At 57.3% G+C, this 24,973-nt stretch carries 28 protein-coding genes and 2 pseudogenes; 15 read left to right on the top strand and 15 right to left on the bottom strand.

Annotated elements, in window-relative coordinates:
• The 5 genes from C5B91_RS19820 to C5B91_RS19800 all read left to right on the top strand — a co-directional run.
• Positions 1-561, top strand: a 561-nt coding sequence (locus C5B91_RS19820) for a metal-dependent transcriptional regulator (protein ID WP_119712935.1), incomplete at its 5' end; no start/stop codon positions are given.
• Positions 561-1,826 carry a multicopper oxidase domain-containing protein gene (locus C5B91_RS19815; protein ID WP_119712938.1) on the top strand — a complete coding sequence of 422 codons (1,266 nt, stop codon included), beginning with the start codon at positions 561-563 and terminating at the stop codon, positions 1,824-1,826. The genes C5B91_RS19820 and C5B91_RS19815, both read left to right, overlap by 1 nt.
• Positions 1,827-3,062, top strand: coding sequence for a ZIP family metal transporter (locus C5B91_RS19810; RefSeq protein ID WP_119712934.1), 1,236 nt, complete (start codon positions 1,827-1,829; stop codon positions 3,060-3,062).
• A 146-nt stretch (positions 3,063-3,208) separates the two neighbouring features.
• Positions 3,209-3,505, top strand: coding sequence for an AbrB/MazE/SpoVT family DNA-binding domain-containing protein (locus C5B91_RS19805; protein ID WP_119712933.1), 297 nt, complete (start codon positions 3,209-3,211; stop codon positions 3,503-3,505).
• A complete protein-coding gene (locus C5B91_RS19800; protein WP_119712932.1) occupies positions 3,502-3,942 on the top strand; it encodes a PIN domain-containing protein in 441 nt (146 codons plus the stop codon). The genes C5B91_RS19805 and C5B91_RS19800 overlap by 4 nt, the downstream gene beginning before the upstream one ends.
• Positions 3,943-4,027: 85 nt before the next feature.
• Here C5B91_RS19800 and C5B91_RS19795 read toward each other — a convergent pair whose 3' ends face one another.
• The gene (locus C5B91_RS19795) at positions 4,028-4,729 is read right to left on the bottom strand and encodes a hypothetical protein (RefSeq protein WP_119712931.1); all 702 of its coding nucleotides are present in this window, start codon (positions 4,727-4,729) and stop codon (positions 4,028-4,030) included.
• A 984-nt stretch (positions 4,730-5,713) separates the two neighbouring features.
• On the opposite strand from C5B91_RS19795, the gene C5B91_RS19785 reads away from it, so the two are divergent.
• From C5B91_RS19785 to C5B91_RS19770, 4 genes are all read left to right on the top strand, one after another.
• Positions 5,714-6,466 carry a hypothetical protein gene (locus C5B91_RS19785; RefSeq protein ID WP_119712929.1) on the top strand — a complete coding sequence of 251 codons (753 nt, stop codon included), beginning with the start codon at positions 5,714-5,716 and terminating at the stop codon, positions 6,464-6,466.
• A 9-nt stretch (positions 6,467-6,475) separates the two neighbouring features.
• Entirely contained in the window at positions 6,476-8,272 is a 1,797-nt protein-coding gene (locus tag C5B91_RS19780) for a carbamoyltransferase C-terminal domain-containing protein (RefSeq protein WP_119712928.1), read from the top strand.
• Positions 8,273-8,336: 64 nt separating this feature from the next.
• Positions 8,337-8,639 (top strand): hypothetical protein, encoded by a 303-nt coding sequence (locus tag C5B91_RS19775; protein WP_119712927.1) that lies wholly within the window; start codon positions 8,337-8,339, stop codon positions 8,637-8,639.
• 190 nt (positions 8,640-8,829) lie between these two features.
• A complete protein-coding gene (locus C5B91_RS19770) occupies positions 8,830-10,029 on the top strand; it encodes a plastocyanin/azurin family copper-binding protein (RefSeq protein WP_158589922.1) in 1,200 nt (399 codons plus the stop codon).
• Between the two features lie 170 nt (positions 10,030-10,199).
• On the opposite strand, the gene C5B91_RS19765 is transcribed toward C5B91_RS19770, so the two are convergent.
• Positions 10,200-10,790 carry a winged helix-turn-helix transcriptional regulator gene (locus C5B91_RS19765; protein WP_119712925.1) on the bottom strand — a complete coding sequence of 197 codons (591 nt, stop codon included), beginning with the start codon at positions 10,788-10,790 and terminating at the stop codon, positions 10,200-10,202.
• Positions 10,791-10,921: 131 nt separating this feature from the next.
• Between C5B91_RS19765 and C5B91_RS19760 the strand changes: the two genes are divergently transcribed.
• Both C5B91_RS19760 and C5B91_RS19755 read left to right on the top strand, forming a co-directional pair.
• Positions 10,922-11,119, top strand: coding sequence for a heavy-metal-associated domain-containing protein (locus C5B91_RS19760; RefSeq protein ID WP_119712937.1), 198 nt, complete (start codon positions 10,922-10,924; stop codon positions 11,117-11,119).
• A 129-nt stretch (positions 11,120-11,248) separates the two neighbouring features.
• Positions 11,249-11,722 (top strand): plastocyanin/azurin family copper-binding protein, encoded by a 474-nt coding sequence (locus C5B91_RS19755; protein WP_119712924.1) that lies wholly within the window; start codon positions 11,249-11,251, stop codon positions 11,720-11,722.
• Positions 11,723-11,921: 199 nt separating this feature from the next.
• Here the strand turns inward: C5B91_RS19755 and C5B91_RS19750 are convergent, their stop codons facing one another.
• Positions 11,922-13,154: a lysylphosphatidylglycerol synthase transmembrane domain-containing protein gene (locus C5B91_RS19750; RefSeq protein ID WP_158589921.1), complete on the bottom strand. Its 1,233-nt coding sequence runs from the start codon at positions 13,152-13,154 to the stop codon at positions 11,922-11,924.
• Positions 13,155-13,534: 380 nt separating this feature from the next.
• On the opposite strand from C5B91_RS19750, the gene C5B91_RS23115 reads away from it, so the two are divergent.
• Positions 13,535-14,074, top strand: coding sequence for a metal-dependent hydrolase (locus tag C5B91_RS23115; RefSeq protein WP_119712922.1), 540 nt, complete (start codon positions 13,535-13,537; stop codon positions 14,072-14,074).
• Positions 14,075-14,078: 4 nt separating this feature from the next.
• Here the strand turns inward: C5B91_RS23115 and C5B91_RS19740 are convergent, their stop codons facing one another.
• Positions 14,079-15,119 (bottom strand): hypothetical protein, encoded by a 1,041-nt coding sequence (locus C5B91_RS19740; RefSeq protein ID WP_119712921.1) that lies wholly within the window; start codon positions 15,117-15,119, stop codon positions 14,079-14,081.
• A 194-nt stretch (positions 15,120-15,313) separates the two neighbouring features.
• Between C5B91_RS19740 and C5B91_RS19735 the strand changes: the two genes are divergently transcribed.
• Together C5B91_RS19735 and C5B91_RS19730 are read left to right on the top strand one after the other, a co-directional pair.
• Positions 15,314-16,138: a M48 family metallopeptidase gene (locus C5B91_RS19735; RefSeq protein ID WP_119712920.1), complete on the top strand. Its 825-nt coding sequence runs from the start codon at positions 15,314-15,316 to the stop codon at positions 16,136-16,138.
• Positions 16,139-16,375, top strand: a complete 237-nt coding sequence (locus C5B91_RS19730) for a hypothetical protein (protein ID WP_119712919.1) — start codon at positions 16,139-16,141, stop codon at positions 16,373-16,375.
• Between the two features lie 195 nt (positions 16,376-16,570).
• Here C5B91_RS19730 and C5B91_RS19725 read toward each other — a convergent pair whose 3' ends face one another.
• The 10 genes and pseudogenes from C5B91_RS19725 to C5B91_RS19680 all read right to left on the bottom strand — a co-directional run bounded on the left by C5B91_RS19725 (position 16,571) and on the right by C5B91_RS19680 (position 23,146).
• Positions 16,571-16,939 carry a plastocyanin/azurin family copper-binding protein gene (locus C5B91_RS19725; protein WP_233547759.1) on the bottom strand — a complete coding sequence of 123 codons (369 nt, stop codon included), beginning with the start codon at positions 16,937-16,939 and terminating at the stop codon, positions 16,571-16,573.
• Between the two features lie 74 nt (positions 16,940-17,013).
• Positions 17,014-17,748 (bottom strand): CPBP family intramembrane glutamic endopeptidase, encoded by a 735-nt coding sequence (locus C5B91_RS19720; RefSeq protein WP_119712917.1) that lies wholly within the window; start codon positions 17,746-17,748, stop codon positions 17,014-17,016.
• Complete coding sequence (locus tag C5B91_RS19715) at positions 17,745-18,476, bottom strand: DUF1405 domain-containing protein (RefSeq protein ID WP_119712916.1); 732 nt, start codon at positions 18,474-18,476, stop codon at positions 17,745-17,747. The genes C5B91_RS19720 and C5B91_RS19715 overlap by 4 nt, the downstream gene beginning before the upstream one ends.
• Positions 18,477-18,488: 12 nt before the next feature.
• Positions 18,489-18,818, bottom strand: coding sequence for a hypothetical protein (locus tag C5B91_RS19710; protein ID WP_233547757.1), 330 nt, complete (start codon positions 18,816-18,818; stop codon positions 18,489-18,491).
• A gap of 254 nt (positions 18,819-19,072) precedes the next feature.
• Complete coding sequence (locus tag C5B91_RS19705) at positions 19,073-19,669, bottom strand: AsnC family transcriptional regulator (protein WP_119712936.1); 597 nt, start codon at positions 19,667-19,669, stop codon at positions 19,073-19,075.
• 75 nt (positions 19,670-19,744) lie between these two features.
• Positions 19,745-19,885, bottom strand: coding sequence for a YHS domain-containing protein (locus tag C5B91_RS19700; RefSeq protein ID WP_119712914.1), 141 nt, complete (start codon positions 19,883-19,885; stop codon positions 19,745-19,747).
• A 124-nt stretch (positions 19,886-20,009) separates the two neighbouring features.
• Positions 20,010-20,525, bottom strand: a complete 516-nt coding sequence (locus C5B91_RS23110) for a DUF411 domain-containing protein (RefSeq protein ID WP_119712913.1) — start codon at positions 20,523-20,525, stop codon at positions 20,010-20,012.
• Positions 20,526-20,599: 74 nt separating this feature from the next.
• Positions 20,600-21,100: a halocyanin domain-containing protein gene (locus tag C5B91_RS19690; protein WP_119712912.1), complete on the bottom strand. Its 501-nt coding sequence runs from the start codon at positions 21,098-21,100 to the stop codon at positions 20,600-20,602.
• 141 nt (positions 21,101-21,241) lie between these two features.
• Positions 21,242-21,852 (bottom strand): annotated as a pseudogene (locus C5B91_RS19685) (IS1595 family transposase); the annotation flags it as partial.
• Between the two features lie 14 nt (positions 21,853-21,866).
• Positions 21,867-23,146, bottom strand: a pseudogene (locus tag C5B91_RS19680) (IS4 family transposase).
• A gap of 295 nt (positions 23,147-23,441) precedes the next feature.
• On the opposite strand from C5B91_RS19680, the gene C5B91_RS19675 reads away from it, so the two are divergent.
• A complete protein-coding gene (locus C5B91_RS19675; protein WP_158589919.1) occupies positions 23,442-24,440 on the top strand; it encodes a universal stress protein in 999 nt (332 codons plus the stop codon).
• A gap of 95 nt (positions 24,441-24,535) precedes the next feature.
• Here C5B91_RS19675 and C5B91_RS22730 read toward each other — a convergent pair.
• Positions 24,536-24,973: NAD(P)/FAD-dependent oxidoreductase (locus C5B91_RS22730; RefSeq protein WP_394337649.1), on the bottom strand; the 438-nt coding region annotated here is incomplete at its 5' end.

Here is a 24,973-nt window from a genome sequence, read left to right as displayed (position 1 = left end):
GAACGGGAACTCGTCGAACGTGAAGCGTACAGCGGCGTGAGGCTCACCGACGAGGGTGAGACCGTCGCCATCGAGGTGATTCGACACCATCGTCTGCTCGAAACCTATCTTGTCGAACGATTAGGTTACGACTGGACCGAGGTTCACGAGGAGGCGGATGTCCTCGAGCACCACATTAGCGAGACGCTCGAACAACGACTCGCGGAGGCACTCGATGATACAGCTGTCGACCCGCATGGCGCACCCATCCCGAGTGAGACGCTCACCTTGGTTTCCAGCCCCGACACGTATCTGAGCGAGTGTGAACACGGAGAGCATCTCGTCGTTATCGAAGTGAGCGATCGCGACTCCGAACAGTTGGCGTATCTCGATGACGCCGGAATCACGCCGGGGACCAATCTGGTCGTCACGGAGGTTGCCCCGATCGGTCTGATTACCGTTCAACCACAAACCGACGACATAGGGATCTCACTTCCGATGACTGTCGCTCGGACGATTCGCGTCCGCGAACTGAACGATAAACCCGAACACGCGGTTTCAAACGCCAACGGAGCCGCATGATGCCTCCGCTTGATTACAACCGGGCCGCCGATTACACGGAGGCGTTAGAGGCTCGACTCGTCGACCGCCTCGATACCGATTTTGTCGTGAGTAGGCGTGGTATACTCGGCGGCTTGGGATTGGCTGGCGGCGCCGCCCTCACCGGTCTCGGTGGCTCGGCTATGGGACAGGGCGCTGGTAGTGATGATGACGACAGTGGGTTTGGAGCGCGCGGCGAGTACGAGAACACCAGGTTTGACCCGCACGAGTTTCTCACCCAGTTCAACACCGGTCGGGACGGCCAGGACAACGTTCCCCAACGCGTGTTCGAGGAAAACGGCCAGACAGTGCGTGAGTTCGAGTTCACGGCCGTCGATACGACCGTCGAGATCGCCCCCGGCGTCGAATTCTCGGCGTGGACATACAACGGGCAGGTACCCGGACCGACGCTCCGCGTAACCGAGGGTGACCTTGTCCGGATTAGGTTCACCAACGGCTCATCGAACCCGCACACCATCCATCCGCACCTGCGGAACCTCCGCCCCGAAATGGACGGCATTCCGCAGAACGGTCCCGGCGAACTCGATACTGGCGAGTCATTCACGTACGAGTGGCAGGCCAACCCGATGGGTGTCCACCTGTATCATTGTCACTCCTCACCGCTCAAAGAGCACGTCCACCGTGGCCTCTATGGGGCAATCATCGTCGACCCGGACCCTGAGCGGGTCAGAGAACACCCTGAGGAGTACGTCCCATACCACCCGAGTCAGATCACCGACGCGCTACGTGAGGACCTCGTCGAGACGGCCAAACGCCGCAACTACGAGTTCATCCAGCGCAACGACTACGATCTCAACGAGCTGGTGATGGTGATGAACGGGTTCGACACGAACTTCGACGTCGACAACGAGGTGTACGCAGTGAACACCCGGGCCTTCGCCTACGGCGTTGGTCGGACCGACGGCAACGGGAATTGGCAAGCTGGCGAGACGAAACGCCCGATACAGATCGACCGGAACGACCGCCAGCGGATCTATCTCGTGAACGCCACCGAGTTCGATCCCATCAACTCGCTGCACACCCACTCACAGTTCTACGATTACTACGATCACGGGACGACGCTTACGCCGACACATCAGACCATCGACACGGTGATGCAGTGTCAGGCCCAACGTGGCATTCTCGAACTCGACTATTCCGACCACGAGCCGGGGCTGTACATGTTCCACGCTCACCAGTCGGAGTTCGCCGAGCTCGGGTGGATGAGCTTCTTCGAGGTGGTCTAAATGAGCGATGAGCGATCCGAACCAAATGGCGGTGTCACCGTCGAGGAGGGTCAACCCTTCGGCCTTCCGCGGTGGGTCCTCGCCCTGCTACCGGTCGTGTTGCTTGCGATCGTGTTGGGGCTGTTCCTCGTCGGAAATCCCTTTGCGGCCCTCGGCACAGGTGGCGAACCTCTCCCCGACGTGACAATCTCGTACACGACACTTCCGGATCAGGGAACGATCCTCGTCCACGTCACGAACAACGGCCCCGATGCGGTAACGGTCTCGCAGGTGCTGGTCAACGACGCGTACTGGAACTTTGGGGTAAGTGGTGGCGACCGGACGCTCGCACCGTTGGAGAGCGCGACTATCGAAATTCCGTATCGCTGGAATCCTGACTGGGATCTCGACGTCACACTCGTTCTCTCAGACGGGGCCACAGTCAGCCATACAATCGTCGCACCATCCACGTCGCCAGGGGTAACTGGTACCATTCTCGGGACGCTCGGCATCGTCGGACTGTTCGTCGGTATCATCCCGGTCATCTTGGGCATCCTCTGGTTCCCGTATCTCCGCTCTCTCTCGGACCACTGGTTGCACGCCGTGATCGTGTTTGCCGCCGGAGTCTTGGCGTTTCTGGCGTTCGACGCGACGTTTGATGCGGTCGAACTCCTCGAACAGGTTCCAGGCGCGTTCGAGGGGAGCTTGCTCTTCGTCCTTGGCGTCTTCGGCGCATTCTTCGCCGTGCAGGCGATCAGTTCGTGGCGCGAACAGAAAGCGGCGGCTGGGAGCGAACGCGCGAGCAGCGGGCTCTGGGTTGCCTATCTGGTGGCCATCAGCATCGGTCTGCACAACCTCGCGGAAGGGCTCGCTATCGGGAGCGCGTTCGCTCTCGGTCGCGTGGCGCTCGGAACGTTCCTCGTTATCGGGTTCATGATTCACAACGTGACGGAAGGGCCGGCGATCGTCGGTCCGGTTGCCCGCGGGGAACGGCCTGCGTTGAGGCACTTTGTTGCGTTCGGCGTGCTTGCGGGAGGGCCAGTGATTCCGGGTGCATGGATCGGCAGCTACGCGTTCTCACCGACGCTCGGGACGTTCTTCCTCGCGATCGGTGTCGGTGCGATTCTACAGGTCGTCTGGGAGCTAACGAAGATGGCTCAAGGCGACACTGGGCGGGCGGCGACGCCGCTGAACCTCGGGGCGTTCCTCGTCGGGTTCGTCTTCATGTACGTGACGGGGCTGTTCGTCACCGTCTGACCCACTCAACGCCAAACAATCACGTTATAGTCTTTCTCACGAGAGGGCTGGCGTGGTCGGAACGATTTGTGAGAAACAGGGACGTTGAGCGGTATTTCGGAGGGGTATTACAAAGGTTGAAGTATTACTGATACTGCCCATTACGTATGACCGATGCAGAAGGCGGAACGACCGTCTCCGTCACGAGCAAGGGGCAAGCGACGATTCCCAAAGAGTTCCGTGACAAACTCCACATCGACACGCCGGGCCGAGTCAGGTTCGTCGAGAACGAGAAGGGGGAAGTCGTGATTCGATCAGTCAAGCGCCCGTCCGAACTTCGGGGTGCACTTGCATCCAAGGAAGCGGAACGTGAGAAGTCGGCCACGGAACTGCTCTGTGAAGAGCGAGAGCGGGACAAAAAGAAGACCGACGAGAAGTACGGACTGTCTGAGCAGGAGGAATGACAGTCATCTTTGACGCCGAGCCGTTGCTCGCCTTTTCGTTCGACGAGCAGGGAGCAGGGGAGGTCGAACGCTGGCTCGACCGAGTGTACGACGGGGAACTCGACGGGTACATATCCACCGTTAATCTCGCAGAATTCCGGCACATCGCCACCCGAAAAGCATCTGCAGAGCAGGCCGACGCCCACATCGACGACCTCCGAGATATGGGCGTCACCGAGTACAACATCGACGACCTCTGGGAAGCTGCATCGGATTTGAAAGCCGCGTACAGCCCATCTATCGGAGACGCATACGCTGTCGCCGCCGCCAAAGACCTCGACAACGACGGCGAGCGGAACGTAACCCTTCTCGTTGGTGCTGACGACGACTACGACGTGTTCGAAGACGAAGATGGATTCAAGCATCTCATCGAACGCGTCCGAGACGAGCCCGCCTGACGCGAGCTGGGTGTGACGCCCCAATTATAGCACCAGTAAAGTAAAATCTGGATAACCGGGGTTATTGTTCGTGATTGCGGCGTAGTCAGGAGGTCAGAGAGCGAGTGTAGGCCGAAAGAATCGCTTCAATCTCGGCACTCCAGTACAGGAGTGCGACCGTGATCAGGAAGACGACTGTCGACAGGTCCCACGACAGTTGTGTAACCGCACTAAACGCTGACGCGCCGAACAACGGCATAAGAATCGAAAACGTACAGCCAACACAGGAAACAAGACCGAACACGCCCGAAAGAACTCCTTTCGTGGCGTCAAGCAACCGAGCGTAGAGAAGATACGCGAACGAAAGATAGCCGGCGGCCTTGAATGGAACGACCACTGTCTGGAGCCACGGGTTCCGAAAGACGACGACCGGACCCCACCCGGGGAGTGCCCACGAGATGCGGAATTCGGTTCCGGATCCGAGCGGCGTGAAGATGCCGAATCGGACGAGTCCCCCGAGATACAACAGCACGAGCAGATAGAGGCCGGTCACACCCAGCGCGAGGGTTTGGATGCCTCGGCTCCGTTTCGAAACTTTCGTACGCGACACCGCAAGGAGCCCGACATTGATCCAGATGAATGGGTACACCGCATACCGCGGTTCCGTGATCGTCGTCGATGTCATACTCACGTACGCCAGAACGGCGAGGAACTCCACGAGTAGGATCGCACTCCACACCGCCACATCACCCTCGTCAATGTCGAATCGAGTGCCGAGTGTTCGCAGACCAGTCGAGAGTTCGCCCATGGTTGGGAGAGTTCGTGTTCGCTGTTCGGATTGGCAGGCGCATAAGCGTTGATGATGGTCCTTGCTCAGATGGAGGGTAAGCCAATACAATTCCCCCCAATTACAGAAAGCAGAATACTGCTCTGCGTTTCCTGGCTACTGAACGGAGCTCCAGTCGTTCGGCTCGTTGGGAAGACCTATACGGACAAGTATCAGACTCAGACTGGCGACGGGTTTACGGGCGGTCAAGGCGAATGCCCCGGGGCTTGACCCCGAGGCGATTCACAAGATCATGGAGGTGATGATAATAGCATGAATGACACCCGTCAGAAGCTTATCGGCATAGTGTGGCTTCTCCTTGCTGCCACAAGTGCCATCGAGGTGTATATTGGCGGGTTAGACTCCCTCTCATTACTCCAAGGAATGGCTGCCCTGTTCGGAGGATTCGCTCTGGCTGTTGGTCTACTGTATCTCACCGGTCTCATTACGCTCATGGACACTCGTACTAAGCATCCGTGAGGCAATAACGAGAAGATCTCTCGGTTGTGAACCGACCAGGTCGACAGATTTAATCCCTGCTCAACTGCTTGATCGTGGCTGGAGATTATCATTATCTCTCCCTATCGGTTGAAACTACCAATCGTGTGTTCTGCGTCCCAACACGGTGCATATACACTGTATAAGTAAGGTGGATCCTCGCTTACGTGCCGATGCATGCCTAGTAGTAAGTGGTCTCGGCGTCAGTTGTTACGCTTTGCTGGAGTTCCAATTGTAGGTGGGCTCGCTGGCTGTGCGAGCGGTTCTGATGGAGCCAATACCCCGCCGACTTCGACACGGACGAGTACGAATACCCCATCGCCCACGGCCAGAACCACTACGACTACCACAGAGGAACCGACACCGACTGAAGAATCGACGACCACGGAAGAAGCGTCAAAGGATGCACCGGGCTATAAGGACTCGCACTGGCACGGTCGCCTCTTCTTCGAGATTGATGGTACGTTGGTGGACTTCGATCAGCAGCGGTACTACCTCGACACTATCGAAAAGAAGCATCCGGAGACGGTCTACTTCCACTTTCACGACTCGGCTCACGGACCGAACGAGTGGAGCAACGAGAAGAAAGTCATCACGTTCGCCCGTGCGCTCAACCTCTTGCCCGGAATCAGTTACTCTCAAGATGGGCGTGGTGAGCCCGTCATCACGTACGGGGGGACGACGTACCGGACGACAGACAGCGGCGTAACGATCGATATCCATGAAGGGACTCGAACGATCGATCCAACGACGTACGAGGTCCAACATAACGACAACTTCTGGGTGCGAATTACTACGAAGAGTGCGACTGCCACTACTTCGGGAGATAATACTCGCACAGGCAAGCTCGTGTTCGACGTCAATAACCGGCGGCTGAACTTTGAAGGGAGCAACTACGAGCAAGCGGGTACAGAACAGTTTCAGTTTCGTGACGACGACAACCCATACACGTGGTTCAACACCGGTGAGCCAGTCACACTCGCAACCGCGCTCAATACGATTCCATCGATTGAGTACTCACAGGAATCTAAGAAAGGCCACGTGATTCAATATGATGCGGGCGAAAAGTTCGGTGGAACCTACCGTTCCAGTACGGGCGGAACGGAGATCATCATCCGGCAACGCACGGCTGACGTGAACCCAGAGCAGTACCAGCTACGGAATGGTGACCTCATCTGGGTATACGTGCATACTGACCAGGCACCTGATAACGAACACTAATCCAATCCCATGTCGACGCACACACTCTCGTTCAAACCCGCAATTGGGTTGTACGGCCAACACGACCCGAGCGCTGCCCTCTTCGAAGATGAGACCCTCATCTTCGCCATCGAAGAGGAGCGATTAACCCGAGACAAGCACGCCCCGAACACATTTCCAGAAGAGGCCATTCGGGCCTGTCTTGACTACCGTAACCTCGAACTGAGTGACCTCTCACGGATACTCCTCCCATACGATCCGTCGCTTCAGTCGGAAATTTTGGACCACTACCTGCTTGATACGGTTCGTCTTGACGGTCTCGGCCCGAAGTTGAGCCATCTCGAGTGGACAGTCAAATCCCAATTACAGGCGCAGTTCTTCCCCACTAAACAGATCGAGAACCGATTGCGGACGATCGGCACACCTATCCCCCCCGTTGAAACACGCCCGCACCACGCGTGTCACGCCGCGAGTGCGTTCCAGCCGTCGGGATTCGACGAAGCCCTCGTCCTCACCATCGACGCGAAGGGCGAATACGATGCAACCGTTGTCTGGCGTGGTGACGAATCTGGACTCGAACGGATCCGGACGTACGACCACCCGAATAGCCTAGGGTTGTTCTACGCCGTCGTTACGGAGTACCTCGGTTATCGGATGTTCAACGGTGAGGGCAAAGTAATGGGACTAGCCCCCTATGGCAACGAGAATCCAGAAATCGAGTCCGTTCTTCGTGAGGTCATCGAAACGGGGTGTGAATACGACGTTACCTCGTTGACACAGCGCTGGGGCGCGGGATACGGAGTGGGACGACTAGAGGAACTGTTCGATCGGCCGCGGAACGAGACGCCCGGCGATTTCGATCAGTGGGAGAAGGATTTCGCCTACACTGCGCAGAAACTACTCGAAGAAACCGTGCTGGATATCGTCGAGACCTACACTGACCACCTCGGGACGTCCAATGTGGCGCTTGCTGGTGGTGTGATGCTCAACTGCAAACTGAACAAGCAAATTCGAGAGTCAGAAGCCGTCGAGAACGTCTTTATCCAACCAGTCGCACACGACGCCGGGTTACCGCTCGGTGCAGGGTGGCTGGAGCAAAACCCCCGAGACGTGCCAGAGATGACCACAGTGTACCTCGGACCCGAGTACACCACCGATGAGATCGTAGACCTACTGGAAACGAACAAGATTGATTTCTCGCAACCGCTCGATCTCGAGCGATATACAGCTGAACGACTCGCAGATGGGGCACTCGTCGGCTGGTTCCAGGGTCGACTCGAATTGGGGCCCCGTGCCCTGGGAGGTCGAAGTATCCTCGCGGATCCCCGATCGGTCGACTCTCGTGATCGGGTGAATCGCTTCGTCAAGCATCGTGAGGGATGGCGACCATTCGCCCCCTCGATGTTGGAGAAGGCAGTCGACGAGTATTTTGTTGATGCGACGGCGTCACCATTCATGATCGACACATTCGATGTTAGAGAGGAGAAACAGAAGGAGATAGCTGCAGTGCTCCACCCGGCCGATCATACGACCCGCCCACAGACTGTTCGCGAGGATCAACATCCGCGATACTATCGATTGATCTCAGAATTCGAGAGCCTCACCGGAGTTCCTGTGGTGTTGAACACGTCGTTTAACGACCACGGGGAGCCGATCGTGAACACTCCAACCGAGGCGCTCAAGGACTTCTTCGGGATGGGGCTTGACGTGCTCGTGCTCGAGGACGTCGTTATCGAAAAACAGACTCGAACGGCGAAATCAGCAGTTGCTCTGCAAAGCAAGAGTGAACCGACCGTGCTCTGTCCCCATATGGGTGGTTACGACTGACCAGTTACAGTTGGGACGCTTTTTGGAAAGGATATTTACGACCCACTCCGAACAAGTAGCTTAGATGGGCCTCTGGCTAACAGTTGCACGAGTTGCTATGGGGATGAACATCCTCTTGTTAGTCGGATTGAGCTACGTCTGGGCTGGAAACTACCGATCGGTTCGGTCGAAGTACGTTCTTGCATTGTTTCTCTTTGCGGTGTTACTCCTCGCCGAAAACGTGTTTGCGCTCTATTTTTTCAGCCTCAACCCACTCACTCGTCAGTGGCTCGAAGCAGCGGCGACGACTGCCCAGATTGCTATGGTCCTTCTCCGCCTTCTCGAGACGAGTGCGCTCGCCTTACTTACGTGGGCCATGTGGCAGTAGGCTGTGACACCCACGATGTCTGGCCCCCTCAAAATGAGTTTTTCAGCCGTCCACCGTTCCCTCGATGTTCGGCATGCTCTCACCGAAGTTCCGGAGTAGGTGCATGGATTCACCGAGAATAGGGGTAGAATTTGGCCAACTATTTTATAATTTGTGTCCGAATATCGGGGTTGGACGGCACAACCCAGTCATGACACCCGACTACGTTTCCCGGAGACGAATCCTCCAACTCGCGGGGAGCACAGCCACTGTTGGACTCGCAGGCTGTGCTGGCGGTGATGAAGAGAACAATGGAAGTGGTGGAGCAACGACGACTACACCGACAACCACGCCAACGGACACCACGACCGAAGAGCCGAGTGTGACGCCAGCGCTCTCAGTTTCGGACATAGAAACCGACAACCGTAACGTGGTACTCTCGAGTGCTAGCATCGATGGCGACGGCTGGGTGGTACTCCACCCAGAGGCCGAGGGCGGTGGTCCAAATGGTCAAGTCACGCTCGCTCAGAAACAGCTCTCCGCAGGCGAATACAGTGACGTTGAGCTGGCGATGAACACCCTCCTCGCTGGGGAGCAGACTGTATACGCGATGCTCCACTACGACGATCCAGCAGACGGGGAATTTACATTCCCAGAAAACGGGGACCCCCCCGTCACAACAGACGGTAATCCGGTCGTCAAACCGTTCGAAATCACGCTGACGGGGGAAGTGACACCTTCGCTCTCTGTAACCGACCAGGAGACGAGCGGGGAGCGTGTCACCGTTCCCAGCACTGCGATCGATCAGACGGGATGGCTTGTCATCCATCCGGAAGCCGAAGGGGGTGGTCCCAACGGCGGCGTTACGCTTGCAACTATGCAGTTACAGCCCGGCCTCTACGCGGATGTCAGTCTCCGGCTCGACGAGTCGATCACCGAATCGCAGACGGTGTACGCGATGCTCCACTACGACGACCCAATGGATGACGAATTCACGTTCCCGGAAAACGGCGATCCTCCCGTCACGAAGGATGGAAATCCGATCGTCAAACCGTTCGATGTCACCGTTGGTGGTGGCGAAGCGTCCATGCAGACCGTCGAACTGGTGAACACGGCGTTCGATCCGGTACGCGCGACGGTCGCTCCCGGAACGACAGTCGAGTGGGTGAATCAGGATTCGTTCGGGCACGACGTGACGAGTGCACAATTCCACGATGTGGCCGAGCAATGGGATTTCAGCACGAGTCTTTCATCGTCGGGCAACACGGCGACGTACACGTTTGAGAGCGAGGGGATTTACGAATACGAGTGTACCATCCACGGGAGCGAGACGATGTGTGGCGTTGTTCTGGTCGGTGACGTGTCGCTGGATCAGGATCTCCCCTGCGAGGGTGGTGGAGGGGGTTACTGACTGCGGCCGCCGATTGACCATTGATTCGGAATCTGCTGGATGTGTGGATCACTCCGGGATCGAGCAATTGAGAAGTCGACGGATTCTCGTCGTCACGAGACAGAGGGAGTACCGCATCGTTCAGGTCTGTTGGCCTAACTTCAGTTCACGTTCTACGTCTCCCCGGACGCCTACGCTGCTTCCTTCAATTCCTCATACCGTTCTGTGTAGCGACTTTCGCACGATGGACAGCAAAATTGTTTGAGATCGCCATCGAGGCGCGTCGTGACCCCCTCATCCGTAACAGTGTTGCCACACTCCGCACATGTGAGGGCGAATTCCGTGCCGCCCACGTTCAGATTCCAGTCAATATCGCTGACCAGTTCCACTTCGAACTCACGTACGATGTCCGTATCCAATTCCGAAAGGAGCCACCCCCGTACGTCATTACGGGGTGCCGTCGCATAGAAGACGATGTTTGCATTTGCCATCGTAAAGACGTGCTCAACGGCATCCAGTTCGGTGAGCGTCTGCCGAATAGCATCAGCATGTCCCGGGACGACGGCCAATCGAACCAATACCGGCGTTCCTTCACGGAGTTGTGAACGGTCGATATCGACGGTGAACCGACGAATGACTCCGTGCTCCTCGAGGCGGTTGACGCGGTCGGACACTGCCGGGGGCGAGAGGTCGACGATTTCAGCGACGTCACTGTACGGTCGGCGTCCGTCCTCGGCAAGCAGTCTGAGTATTTCGAGATCGGTTTCGTCGAGATTTCGCATGTGTTCGCACACGAATCCCAGAAGGAAAACAGTATCGCGAGTTTCGGTATCAATTCGAAGATGAACTCCCCTGGTATGCGAATTATGTTAAGGGAAAGGGCAAAAAGGAAGCGTCCCGAAGGAGTATGTGTATGGCAGTAACCCTTACTGTCGAAGGAATGAGCTGCGAAGGCTGTGAACAGACCGTCGAAGACGCACTGAAGATCGTCGATGGTGTTGAGAATGTGCAAGCCGACCGGACGAGCAACTCCGCGACAGTCAAGGGTGACGCGGATACCGATGCGCTCGTCAACGCGGTGAACGAAGCTGGGTACACTGCCAGCGTATAAGGATCTGCTCCGAATTGCTTCAGCCCTCCTCTGGTGAATCCCTCTTATTGTTGATTCTTCCTCGAATTGGCTCGTGTGACGGCCCATCAACGGGGAAAGTGACAAATAGCTCCAGCCGCAACTTTGCTAATGATTAGCATGATTCGCCGCCGAGCGTTTCTGGGTGCTGCCGCTACCGGCGGGCTTGCTCTCGTCGCGGGCTGCACCGGAGGAAGCAATCCGGGCGGTGGCAGCGGAAACGGGAATGGTAACGGGGGTGCTGCCATTGAAGAAACGTCGTCGGTCTCGATGACCGGGTCACAGTTCGATCCCCGGAATATTCACGTCGACACCGGAGCCACGGTAACGTGGACTAACGACGACGGCTTCGATCACACGGTCACCAGCGCGTCGGATAATTGGGACAAAGACTCCAGTGTAGCGGGTGGCGAGGAGACGACACATACGTTCGAAGAAAGCGGTGTGTACGACGTGTACTGTACGATCCACGGAGGGTCGGACCTGTCGGGGATGAGCATGAAAGTCGGCGTTGGAGACACGGCCATTGAATCTCCACTTGGGGGTGGGAGCAGCGGCGACGATGATGGGGGAGGAATGTATTGAATCAACAGGCCAAGAGCTGCGTCTCCTGATATCCTCCGCTGGAAGGGGGCGTCCACTCGCGTCTCGTCGCACGTGGTCTCCCGATAAGCCGCCCTCATTGGAAGTTGACGATGTAATGATATTCGATCCTGAGTCAGTCTGAATATGAATCGGGGAGCTGCTCTCTATCCATTGATCGATTCGCGAACGGATTTTCGGATTATTTTCTCCTGTCTCCCAAGTTGGAACGGTGCCGGGCGAAGAGTCGAAAGCCCATCCAGAGAGCGCCGAATCCCATGGCAGCGACACCGCCATCTCGGAGAAGGTGGACAATTGGACTGTACGGCTCAATCAGAACGTTCCGTAGGTGGACTACCACGAGGAGAAGCGTTGCCACACCCCCTGCGATGGCGAATGCCACTCGGGTATCAGATCCACCCCCACGTCCCAGTCTGGAGGTTGCCGACTCTGCTGGTGTTGCGAGAAGAAATAGCAGCGCAAGTCCCCCAGTTATCATTGGGGTCCAGAAGGCAGCCGCACGGTAGAGGAGCGCTGCTGCAGTGGCTACCGTCGTATTGATGGCTGTCAAGGTCACCAGCAGTCCGGTGAGGAACGCCGAGGCACTCCCAAGTCCACCAGGAGTCGGGGCGATCCCGCTCAGCTTTGCTACTGGAATGATCACTAGGACAAGCGCGAGTGGTACGTCCGCGCCGAGAGCCCTAAGCGCAACCCATAACGTAGCCCCCACGGAGAGTTGTCCTGCGATACCTAAACAGACCACCAGTACGAGGCGTCGTCGGTTCGTCCCCAGCTGTTCGATCGCTGCGGTGAACCGACGGAGCCGCTGGCGGATCGCTGCACGTTCCGGTGGTTCGAATCGCGGAACCCACCACAACCGAGCGAAAACGGCGTCGAGAAGTCGTGTTGTCCACTTGATAATTGTGTCACGATATTGCCAGAGAAACACGCCACCCACCCCAACTACGACGACGATCCCAGCCCCGACGAGTGCGGCATTTCGAATTGCCACAGAGAAGGCGACACGTGTGAGGAGGTAGCCCGCTCCGACGAGACCGAGCAGGACCGACGCAAGCCGATTGATCGCATTGAGACTCACGATCGCCGCAAATCCCGTTTCGTACTCCATCGGTGCGACACGTGAGGCTAGGAGTCCACTCACCGGGTCGCCGCCTGCCTGACCAAACGGAGTGACGCTGTTGATGAATCCCGTCGCGTCGAACAGGAGGATCGCTCGCCAGAGCGTAATCTTAGCGTCCATCTGTCTGAGAACGAGCCACAGTCCGGTTCCCCAGAGAAACAGTGGGACGAATCCAACGATGACGAGCGAAGCAGCCCGACGGGTGGACACGGTACGGAGTGATCCAACTATCGCATCGACGCCCACGAACCGAAGATATATTCCAAGCCCTATCAGTCCGACTAGCAGGCCCACTACAGTTCGTTTATCGAACGTTCGTATGTCTGTCATGAACGGTGATGCTAGCCTGGGTACGGTGCAGATCGGCTGTGAAGCGTCCCGGAGAGTCGTCGTTGTGGCAAGGAGATCATAATACGGAAATCGTCAGTTGGTTATGGATTGCTGGCGATCTGGATGAATGCTCGGGGTATAGCTCAGGCAAGCTCATTCATAGTTGTACCTGAATCTCCAAATACGATCTCGCCCTCTGTCTCAGACTGCCATGATGACCCCCACAATTGGACTCTTGGTATTCCTCCGGCGAATCGAGCCCCGTAAAACTCCGACCAATCTCCGTCGCCTCCGTTGAGGCGGCAACGCAGTATTCAACCAGCTGGCAACGAGATGAGAACCTAATGCTCATTTGGACACACGTCGCGGTTGGATACCTTCTGATCTCACTCGGCAGTCGCTATTGGCTGGGGGAGAAGCCATCGTCCCCCCCGACCTTCGCGGTAGCTCTTGGGACACTCTTTCCGGATCTCGTCGATAAGCCATTAGCGCTCGCGACCAGTAGCATTCCAGGTCGATCTCTCACCCACTCGGTGTTCACGACAGCCAGCGTGCTCGTACTCGTATGGATGTGGGGCCGTGATCATCCAACGCGACGTATAGTTGCGATCGCTGGAGGCGTGGGATATCTGTCTCATCTCGGGGGCGATGTCGTCGATTATTTCGTCCTCGATCACGGAACACTTCGGTTCCTCTTGTGGCCGGTACTCTCGCCGGAGTCCCACATCCAGACAGTGTCAGACTTGCTCCAGCTCCTCAATCCAACGCCCTATGTGGCGGTCCAGACCGTTATCACTGTGTTAGCGGTCGCCCTCTGGATGCGTGACGGGATGCCAGGTGTGTCTGTCGTCCGGTCTCACCTGTCTCAACGGCGATCACTTTGAGAGGTCACCGTTCTATCGAGGGGTCGTCGATAGTGGGTGCGACCAGGTAGCTTTCGAGCCATCCCACTATGCCTGCCAACACAATCGCGCCGACCCAGACGTGGACCGTCCAAGCGATCCCCTCTGTCACCCAGAGGGTCACGAAATAGAGTCCGAACAGCACAGCGGGAACGACGAACCCGAATCCCCGCCATGCAAGAGAGTGAGATCGGTCCAATCCGAGGACGAGGAGGTCGGCGACGACCCCGGCGAGCACCCACGCCGGAATGAACTGGTAGTGTTCGGTCAGGAGACTCATGGCACTTGCATTGAGCGTGAAGACGACCGTGAGCGCCCCCGACGGAAGCGAAAAGCGTCGCACAATCAATAGAAGGCTGCCCATCAGTATCGCGGTCTGGAGCAGGATACTCACGACACCGAGTTCGTGGGCCACGATCAACGGGAGCTCGCCCGCGTGTCGATGTCCAGCGCCGGCGAGCGGATTCACGATCGGATGTGCATACATCGTCGCAAACGTGAGCACCGACAGCGTAATCGCGGTCGAGAGCACCATCGGGAGCTGGGCCGCCCAGCGGCTCTCATTCGGATCGAGGCGATACCAGGCGCTACGGAGAGGTCCACTGACGAAGAGACCGGCCCCGATCATGAGCAACAGGTGCGTCGGGCTCAACAACGCCTCGATGTTGGCCTCGATGCCGAACACCTCGTGCCAGACCATGTCGCCGACGCCAGCCACGCCGAAGAGCACGACGCCGGCCACGGAGAGCCAGTAGCCTTCTGGGAGGCGTTCAGACCAGGAGTGTCCCCGTATCCGATTCCGGTAGATGGTTCCGCCCAGCAAAGTGGCGATTGCGAGAAATGCGGTGTAGAAAATCCCGTGTTCGAGCGTAAAGAACGTCTCCGGAGCGCCATGTGTATGAGATCGGCCGTCGAGAAAGACGCCGGCGATAAACCAGAGCGTCAAGAGCGTAAACAGGCCGTCGAACTTGATGCCCTCGACCGGGAGTGCGTTGACGAGCGATCGATCGACGCGCGCTTCAGCCATTGCTCTCTCATCGATGTACCAGTCTAATTCGGATAACGGTTACCACGAAGTTAGATATCCCGTTCACGACTGAAAGTGTATCGAGCATCTGTTGTCGCCACGGTTGAGGTCAGTAGAAAAGTATCAAGACGATTGCTTGATATGAGTGGAACGTCACCGCTGGGCCTTAATATCCCCGGGACAAACACTCAGTCATGCGCCACCTCGGTTTGAAAGCCCGAATGGCGGTCGTCGGATCGGCCCTATTCGCGTTCTACGCCGTCGCCGCGGTCGTGGTGATGGGCGTCTTCGGCTGGCCACTCTGGCTCGTTCTGCTGGGCAGCGTCGCTTTCGTCGGCGTCCAGTACAAACTCGGCAAGTGGATGGCGCTCCGGAGCGTCGGAGCTGAGGACCTGCCCGAAGACCGCTATTCGGATATTCACCGACGAGTTGCATCACTCGCCGACGATATGGGTATCGAGAAACCTCGACTGATGATCGCTCGGATGGGCGTGCCCAACGCGTTTGCCGTCGGTCGGAAGGGCAACGGGACAGTCGTCGTCTCCGAGGAGCTGCTCCAGCGGCTCGAACCGGATGAGGTCGAGGGCGTCCTCGCACACGAACTCGCCCACATCCGGAACCGTGACGTCGTGATGATGGTGCTCGGCCAAGGTGTCGCCTCGATCGTCGCTATCGTTGCTCAGTGGGCGGTCCTGCTCACTGGCGACAACGACATCGCGGATTTCTTCCTCGCTATCGTCGTCGGCCAGATCACGCAGATGCTCGTGATGCTGTTTGTTTTCGCCATCTCGAGGTATCGCGAATACGTCGCCGATAGCGATGCTGCCTCGGAGATCGGGAGTGGAGAACCGCTCGCCAGTGCGCTCGAGAAAATCCAGCGAGGTAGCGAGCGTGCCAGTGAGTCGGAGGTCGACGCCCAGGTGAACGCCCTGTGTATCTTCGGCGAAAAACGCGGCCTCGCCCGACTGTTGGCGACCCATCCGCCAGTCGAGAAACGTATCGAACGCCTCCGAAGATAGATGGCCGCCGTTCGGACGCTCCTAGCGGCTGTCCTCGGGATCGGTATAGGGGTCCTGTTGATCGCGTATCCCGAGACGGTGATCCGCGTCCAGACCGCAGGTCGCATTCCGTCGGATCGCAGTGGTGAATACGGGTCCGAAGCCCCGGTCTCGGATCGTTGGCGACGGGTGGTGCAGCTTCTCGGCGGGATCTCAATTATCCTTGGACTCTACTTCGGTGCAATCGCGCTCGGATGACGGGAAACCATCTTGAAAACCGGAAGGGAAAGGACGCCGACGAGGTGGGGTGAGGAAGGGTGGACAGGGAGTGGGCTTCGGGAGTGGGGCCTCTGACAGCGGCTATACCTACCAGGGAATCACCCCGCAAATCGCTTTTTGAGTTTGGGAAGTATAAACTTTCTCCGTGATAAGGAACACGCCACACGAAGTGAGTCACTCAACCACGATGGCACCGATCATTCCGTTCTCCTCGTGTGGAAGGCAAAAATACCGATACGTCCCAGTGACCTCGAACGTATACTGGTACGTGTCGCCGCGCTCAAGAAACCCACGTGCTGACGTGCTCTGTCGGACTGCCTGTTCGGATTCGTAGCCACCGCTGGCGAAATACGCAGCATCCTCTGGGAGCGACTCCTCGTACGCCGACGCCGTGTGAGGGGCACCGCTCTCGTTTTCCCACGTAACGGTCTCTCCAGATTCGATGGTGACTTCGGCTGGGTCGAATCGAAGGTCACCAGTCATCGTCACGGTCGGCCCCGAGGAGCCACTGAGGCCGCCGAGACAGCCCGCGAGAACCGACATCCCTCCGGCTACACCGATTCCACTCTGGCGAAGCACCGACCGTCGTGAGTGTGTATCTGATGACATTTGGACCCCTACAACGCCGTACCCTGTGTAACCGTATAGTATGCAAGGCCGAACTGGACTGCGTTGTATGCGCCGTGGATGAGAGCGGGGACCGCGAGGTTGTCCGTGAGTTCGTACGTCGCCCCGAGCACGAGCGCGAGCGTGAAGACCACGCCGATATACACGAGTTTCCCGCTCCCCTGGAGGGAGAAGACGTGTACCATCGCAAAAATGAGGCTGGCCAAGACGATCGCTCGCGCCGGATGGAACGATTCTCGCAGTGTTCCCTGAATAAGTCCCCGAAATAGAAGCTCCTCACCAGGACCCACCAACAGGAACGAGAGTGGAATCAACACCAGAAAGACGGTTGGCTCTTGGCGTCCGATCTCGATGATCTGGTTGCTGGCGTGGTCGAATCCCAGATATGCGATCACGACCGAGAGTACGCGAACCGCGACCAGGAGCGTGATGAATCCCCCGACGATCCACGCGACATCACGACGCGTTGGAACGCGCACCCGGATGAACTCCAAACCACTGTCGCGGGTCTGTAGATAGACGAGTGCAACACCGCCGAACGTCACTCCCTGGAGTAGCACTGTACTCAAACCAAGGCGTAGCGCCGGGCGGTCCAAGAGAGAAATCCCGACAGCACTGAGTACCTGTGAAACGAGCATCAGGAGAATCGCCCCGATGACAAAGCTCCCGAGCGCGACGCCGAGAGTAACCCCCACTGCACGGAGCTGTCGTCGAACGTTCGTCATGACTCCACTCCCCCGTCGTTCGAGACAGCTGTCGATGCTCCCTGTTCCGAGGTAGAGGATCGCTGAAGCTCGAGCTTCTTCACCCTTGTTGCAAGTGCGAGGAACGTCGCGGCGAGCGTCAGCGTCACTGCCGCGGCCGCCGCGAGGTCGTGCGCTCGCACCGAGTGATCGAGCGCGCCGTTGGCGAGTTCGGCCCGCAGGAACGTGTGGTGGAACTCCCCGACGAGCGGCGCAAAGTAGTCCACGATGTCGTTGAGGCCGTACCAGACGGTGGCGACGGCGACCGCACCAACCGAGAACTCGGCGTATCGATAGATCAGGAACGACTGCAGACTCATCGCGAGATGGCTTACGATGAGGAACCAGTAGAGCCAGGGTTCGATACCGCCCGGCCCGTTGAGAAACAGCTGGACGAACGGCGTCCAGAGACCGAGTTTGATGTTGCCGAAGAAGGCGAGCATGTGGAGCCACTCGACGTCATAATCCAGTTTCCACGCGGCGAGACTGAGCGCGACGAACAGCGTCGCGGCGGGGCTATCGGGAACGAACGGCCACATCACGAGCGGGGTTTGAGCAAGCTGGAAGCGGTAGTACCAGAATCCGAACGCCGTTCCGGCGAGATTGATCGCAACGATAATCCACGCGTACCGAAGTGCGAAATCCTCGACGCGCTCTGGTAGCGGTGCGAGATAGCTAGGTAGGCGGCTTGAACGTGTTGTCGTGGTCATTCTCGAAATAGGTCACATTCCGGATTCAGCACCGCGCCGGTTCGTCATGATGATGCCACTGACCAGCATCAGCACCGCGAGGGCGACCATTCCAAGATCCCATCCCATCCCGGCGGTTATATTTGATCCCATGCCACTGGCCATTCCGCCATCCATACCGGTCCCCATCCCGCCACCCATTCCCCAGTTCATGCTGCCAGTGACGCCGACAAGGGTCTGATTGAGCAACATCAATACCGAGTAGCCGATCATTAGCGGGCCGCTTGCACTCCCGAGTCGGTCAGCGTACGGCGTGAGCAGGACCACCCCGTGGACGACCACGATGACGCCGAGCAGTGCCATGAAGGCACCACCCGCGGATTGCATCATCCCCGCTTCTGCGACTACGGAGAAGAGTGAGTAGATTCCTGAAACCAGTGCGATAGCTGCGCCGTACTGTCGGGTTGTCGTTCCGTTCATTGGCAGTATGTCAGAGATGCGTAGTCATTATTCAAGACGATTTCCCTTCGTCGATAATCGCCAGATCAAGCAGGCGTACAGACGTGATGGAACTCTCCCGTTCAGAAAGCATTCGGGGGGAGTGAATAGGTAGTGTTTCACATCTCTGCTTCTTTGTGGTGTTTTTCGTACCGCTTTTTAAATGTGGTTTGACAGCTTGAGCAGCAGAATTGCTGTAATTCACCTCCGACACGAGTTGCCGTTCCATCGGCACCAACTGTGTTCCCACATTCAGTGCAGGTGAGTGTAAAGTCAGTTCCCGTGATGGTTACGGACCAGTCGATATCCGATAGCAACTGGACCTCGTATTTACGGACATTCTCCATTTTGATGATCGTCTGCAACCACTCTCCGATGTTTCTGTGAGGGGGAGTTGCAGAGATCATAATTTTTGAAGCCGCAGTAATAAATACGTGCTCGACGTCTTCTGCTTGGAGTAGTTCTTGTCGCAGTGAATCCACAGCAGAGAGACGCGGGTTAATGCGTACGAGAACAGGGATTCCGTCACGGAGCTGCGACCGATCGATATCGATGGTGAACTGGCGGATGATTCCATGTTCTTCCAGCCGCGTCACTCGATCGGAGACGGCTGGCGCTGATAGGTTGACGTGTTCAGCGATCTCGCTGTACGGTCGACGGGCGTTCTCCGCGAGGAGACGGAGAATTTCGAGGTCGGTTTCGTCGGGGGTTTTCATTCTCATACACGGTGATAGGGGTTGGATTGGTCGGGTACGATACTGTTCTATCGGGTTCCGTGTGGCAGTTCGGCGTCAGACGTACTCGCTCGGCTCCGACTCGAACGCTTCTTTGCACCCTTCGGCACAGAAGTAGTACGTCGTTCCCTGATAGTCAGTTGTCACTGCAGCGTTAGCTTCGTCGACATCCATTCCGCAAACAGGGTCTGTTGCCATGCATGTACACCTACGGCTGTATGTACGGGTGCGTCAATCAAGCACTTTGCTCTTTAAAATCCAAAGTCGTAGCAGCTATCGACCAACGGGGTCTCAAACAGGCCTGGAAGATGGGGTATCGGCGTTAGCAGACATCAAATATGAAGATACTCACTCGTTGACCCATCTTGCTCGATGGCGTACACGACGAACTCATCGGCAGTGCTTCCTCCCATTCGGGGGAACCAGCAGGCATTCCTGGTAATACAACCCCGATTATTGCTGGTCGTTCGATTGCCAATTTTTCGATCGCTTCTACTGGGAGATGTCTCTCCAACGCGTAGCCCTCAGTAGTAATCGTGTGGCATGCCCACAGTTCGCGTGGGATGCCTGCGCGCTGCTTCGGTTCGGCGTAGTTCTTTTGCTCCACGATATCGAGCCTGTCTACGCCGCGTTCGGTCAAGATATCCGCGTATCCGTGACAGCACGGGCACGACGGCGACGTTACGAGCGTGCCACCGTTTAGCAGGGTAATTGCTGCCTGATTGAGGGTGGGTGAGTTGGTGTCCGTACCAGATAACCCGAGACAACCGGCCACACCGAAAATTCCGATAGCCCCTCCTACTTGGAGAGCATGGCGACGAGTCCATTGTGACGACATGAATAGTTCCGTTTGGACCTATGTACACACGATAGTGTTATTAATTCTCATCGGGTGGGAAACAGAGAGAGTCGCTATTCCACGACGACTGCGCCTTTCTGCTCGAGTGCTCGGTGTGCTATACAATAGTACAAGTAGGTACCTGGCTCATCGAAGGTGTACGCCCAGGTTTCCCCTTCACCTGAAATGAGGCTGCTGTCGAACGTCTCGTCTTCGGCCGTGACGCTGTGGCTGTTACTATCGACCCACTCCCAGGTCACGTCCGTGCCGAGGGAAACACGGATCGCCGCCGGATCAAAGACGAACTGTTGGCCGGCACCGTCGACAGCACCATTCCTGACGGTCACTGATCCCTCGTCGGTACGGTCGTCGATTCCGTCGTAGTTCGCAACCTCCGAGAGGTAGTCGGCGACTTCCTGATTCCCGCTGTTGTTGCCGTCGGTTTCTTCGTCAGTGGGCGTGTCCCCACCGTTTCCATCGCTCCCGGTAGCGTCGTCGCCGCCGAGACAGCCAGCGATCGAACCGATCAGCGCCACGCCACTTCCTGCCAGTATTTGCCGCCGTGACATCTCCATAGGGCGAAGGTTGTGTGCTACGTATCTTAAGCGAGTCGTCGATTTGCTGGGCCAGCAAATTGACTCCTCCGATTATGTGTGCTAGCAGTAGAGATACACGTGGTAGTACCATCAACGCTCATGTGTAGCACGTTGTTGATTTCAGAGAGTGGCTGGAACAGCGTGTTTGAGAGCATCTCGTCCCGGTTTACGCAAGAGATCTTGTCGGAGCTGTAATGCTCTGAGATACTGTGTTAGCTTGTCCTTTGAGACGCCTCGATGCGGCGAGAGCCACGCGTCGCTGGTGCGACGGTGGCTCTCGCAAGTGTTGACGTGGATCTCTTCATCAGCGTACTCGCCGTCGCCGTGGACGACGTATTCGCGGTCGGATTCGTCGTCCTCCTCAAGCGGTTCGTACGCTCGAAAGCCGTCGGTATAGACGGTGAGCGACTCCTGCTGGCGGTCGGCCAGCAGGAGTCGAATCGTCGATTCGTCTGCGGCTTTCGCCGGGATCACGTACCGTTGCTTGGTGCCCCGATCGACCAGAATGAACACGGGTAGTTTGTCGTCTTCGTACGTTCCTCGTCCGCGCGTGGACAGGCCACGCGAGCGCGACTCGCGTCGCGCTCGCGACCCTTCTTCCCGGCAGAAACGTACACTTCGTCGATTTCGACAGGTCCTTCCAGTGTAACGGAAGGCGCGTCGAGCGCTCGGGCGAAGCGCTCGACGCGCCGGTGCATCGTCTTGTAGGTGACCTCGATCTCTCGCTGAAGTCATTCGTCTTTAGCTAAGACTCACACCTCGGTTGCGTAGCGGTAGTGAGCGTCTCTTGCAGGATCGGCCGTTGCTGATGGATCTTCTGGGCGTCATCGATCAGCCGTTCCAACAGTGGTGGTGGCGAGTAGCCGAGATACTCACCGAGTTCGTGAAGGACGAGCTGGGCGTGCGACCGGAAGGTCGCCGCCCAGCGTTCCGACGGGAACACGATCTCATCGTCAGCCTGCTCGGTGACCAGATCCAACAGATCACGACTCACTAGCAGTGACAACAACGCCGCGTACAACAGAATTTCCACGACATCCGGGTTGCTCGTGTCGAACTCGTCCAGTTCGTACTGTGTCTTCAGCTTGCGGAACAGCGTTTCTATCTCCCAGCGACACCGATACAGCGTTGCTAGATCCGCGGGTAGAAACTCCTCTCGCGGCAGATTTGTGATGTAGAGATGGTAGTCGTCGGCGTCCGCAACGAGGACGCCGACGACGCGGAACCGCTTCGTGTCCAGTGAGCGCGTCCCCCCCTCGTACTGACCTCGCTTGAACTCTGTTTCGACCTCCACATCGATGTACTTCCGCGAGAGGTCACCGACCACATCGTAGATCTGCTCGCCTTCCAAGGGAATGGCGCGGCCGCGCCATTCCCGTAATTCCGCCGTTATCACTGGATTTGCGCTCTTCTTCAGCCGACTCACGAAGTAGCCGCCGTTCTCGTCGATCAACGCGAAGCGGCGGTACTTGAAGTACGTTAAATCGAGCAGAACCAACCGCCCTTGCAACCACGAACCAGTCTCGAACAGCGTGCTGTCGTGCGTTTTCTCATCCGTCACGTCGATGTGCGTTCAATCGTCTGATCGGTGGCGTTGTGGAGCAGGTGGAGCGTCGCTCCAGCCTGCTCCTCGTGGCGGGCTTGAAATTCATCGGAGAGGAATTCGTGCAACCGCAACACCGTGCCATCAGCGATCATCACGTCCCTGAATCGGTCGATATCAACGTCCACAGCGTCGGGAACAGCGACCTCGTCGAGCGTGGTCTCGACGAGGTCGCGGAGGTATTCTACGAGCGACGGCGTCAGCCGGTGATAGAAACCGCCAGGAGAGATCGGTTCGTCGGCTGTGGAGTTGTAGCTTCGTCTGAAGCCAGCGAGTGTTCGGCTCTCGCCTGCGGCGAAGCCGAACACGAGCGCCCACACGAGGACGGGAACCTGAAGCTTGCTCTCTCGCTCAACCACGCCGAGTTCCTCGGCGTGCTCTTCGAGGAACTCGGAGGGAAACAGTGTAGTGAGCCGACGCATGAGTCTCAATGAGGAGGCGTCTTGGTGCACACTTGCCGCCTCCTCGTTCCTCTCGAAAAGTAGCCTCGATAAGACGCCGCTGTCACGTGGTTCGTCTCTTAGCTAAAGACGGATGCTTGAGTGTGTAACTGAGTCTCGGAACCACGCCTACCGGACGGGAAATCGGCGGGCTGCACACCTGATTTTCCGAGCTGTCGGGGTTACATCCGGTGTCTAGGCTCTTTCGAATAGGGCGTGCCAGCATTTTCGAATGTTAACAAAAATCCGCTTAAAGCGGGCTCACGTACTAATTACTATGAACACGGCAGACCCAGCTCCATTCGACCACGAGTCGGAATCCACTCCGTACGAGAGCATTCTCATTCCAACAGACGGCGGTAATGCGCTCACTCCCGCGATTCGACACGGCGTCTCACTGGCGCATGCATACGCTGCAACGGTCCATGCGCTACGTATTGTCGAGGACCATTCCCACCTTGGAAAGACTGCAATTCCCTCTACCTCCGAGAAGAACACGTGGGATGAGGCAGCGGCAATAGAACCCGTGATGGATGTAGCCCATACCCTTGGACTGAATGTAATCCCGGGTATCGAACACGGCAGCTCTCCCGATGTCATTCTAGACTACATTGAAGAGAACGATATCGACCTGATGGTCTTGGGAACGCACGGGCGAACTGGACTCACCAGGTACCTACACAGAAGTATTTCCGAGCAGTTGCTTCGGACCGCTCCGGTTCCCGTTCTCACGGTGAAGGAAGATCGATCTGCTCCCTCAGATAGGCGTTCATCTGGTGACCAGACGAGGTACACCGATATCCTCGTGCCTACAGACGGACGCGATGAAGCCTCGGTTGCGCTCGAACATGGAGTAGAAATCGCAAGCCAACATGGCGCCACCGTTCACGGCCTCTTTGTCGTCGATCAACGCACCTACATGAGCCGGCCAGGATTCACGTGGCAAGAAGCAAAGGAGTCGTGGGAACAACGTGGTCGGCGCGTTCTTACGCAGGTGGCGGAGAAAGCGGAGGCGGTACATCTCGATGTCCGAATCACGCTCACCCATGGCAACCCTCGGAAAGAGATTCTCGGATACGCCACCGAGAATGACATCGATTTCATCGCGATGGGAACACAGGGATTGACGGGGGTGAGTCGATTCTTACAGGGGAGTGTAGCAACTGGAGTAGTTCGCACTGCCGACGTTCCGGTTCTCACGACAAACAGTGCTGCAGTCGAACTGAAGCAGTATCCGGTTCACTCGCCTCGCTCATCCTCACCGATAACGGAGTAGCGAACTGCAGTCGCGACGCCCCGTCCCCCAAGGAATCATTGACGACGAGTCGGTGAGAGTCTTTACAGCGTAGCGAGACCAGAGCCTATCGGTTACTACCCCGGGGAGGATGCCAGCCTATTAAACTCCCACTGGTCAGTTGCCGCCGCATAAACGCGTTTGAGAACACTGGGCCTCCCAAAAATCCGGGCGAACAGGACTGGATGTCGTATCAGTCGGGCAAGAACGTCTCGCGGGGAACGATCAACGGCTTCGATATCCATCCCGGAGGCTGCCCGAATCGCTGCCCCAAGGATCTGTGGCTGGCGCGTCTCGATGAAGTACCTCACAACTGTTGCGAGCAGATACTCCAGTTTCATCGTTCGGTACAGGCGGTCTGGATACTCGTGTAACCGTTCGTGCGTAGCCAATTCCGCTGCGAGATACGATGATTGTACGGCCTGGGAAATTCCCTTTCCGGTGAATCGGTTCGCGAGACCGGCAGCGTCACCAACTCGTACGACGGATCGGTCTGGAAGGTAGGTCCGTTTGGG

Origin of the sequence: Haloferax sp. Atlit-10N, from assembly GCF_003586325.1 — an archaeon.
Lineage (GTDB): Archaea > Halobacteriota > Halobacteria > Halobacteriales > Haloferacaceae > Haloferax > Haloferax prahovense.
Note: the sequence above shows the minus strand (reverse complement) of the source record. Positions and strands in the feature narration are given on the sequence as shown.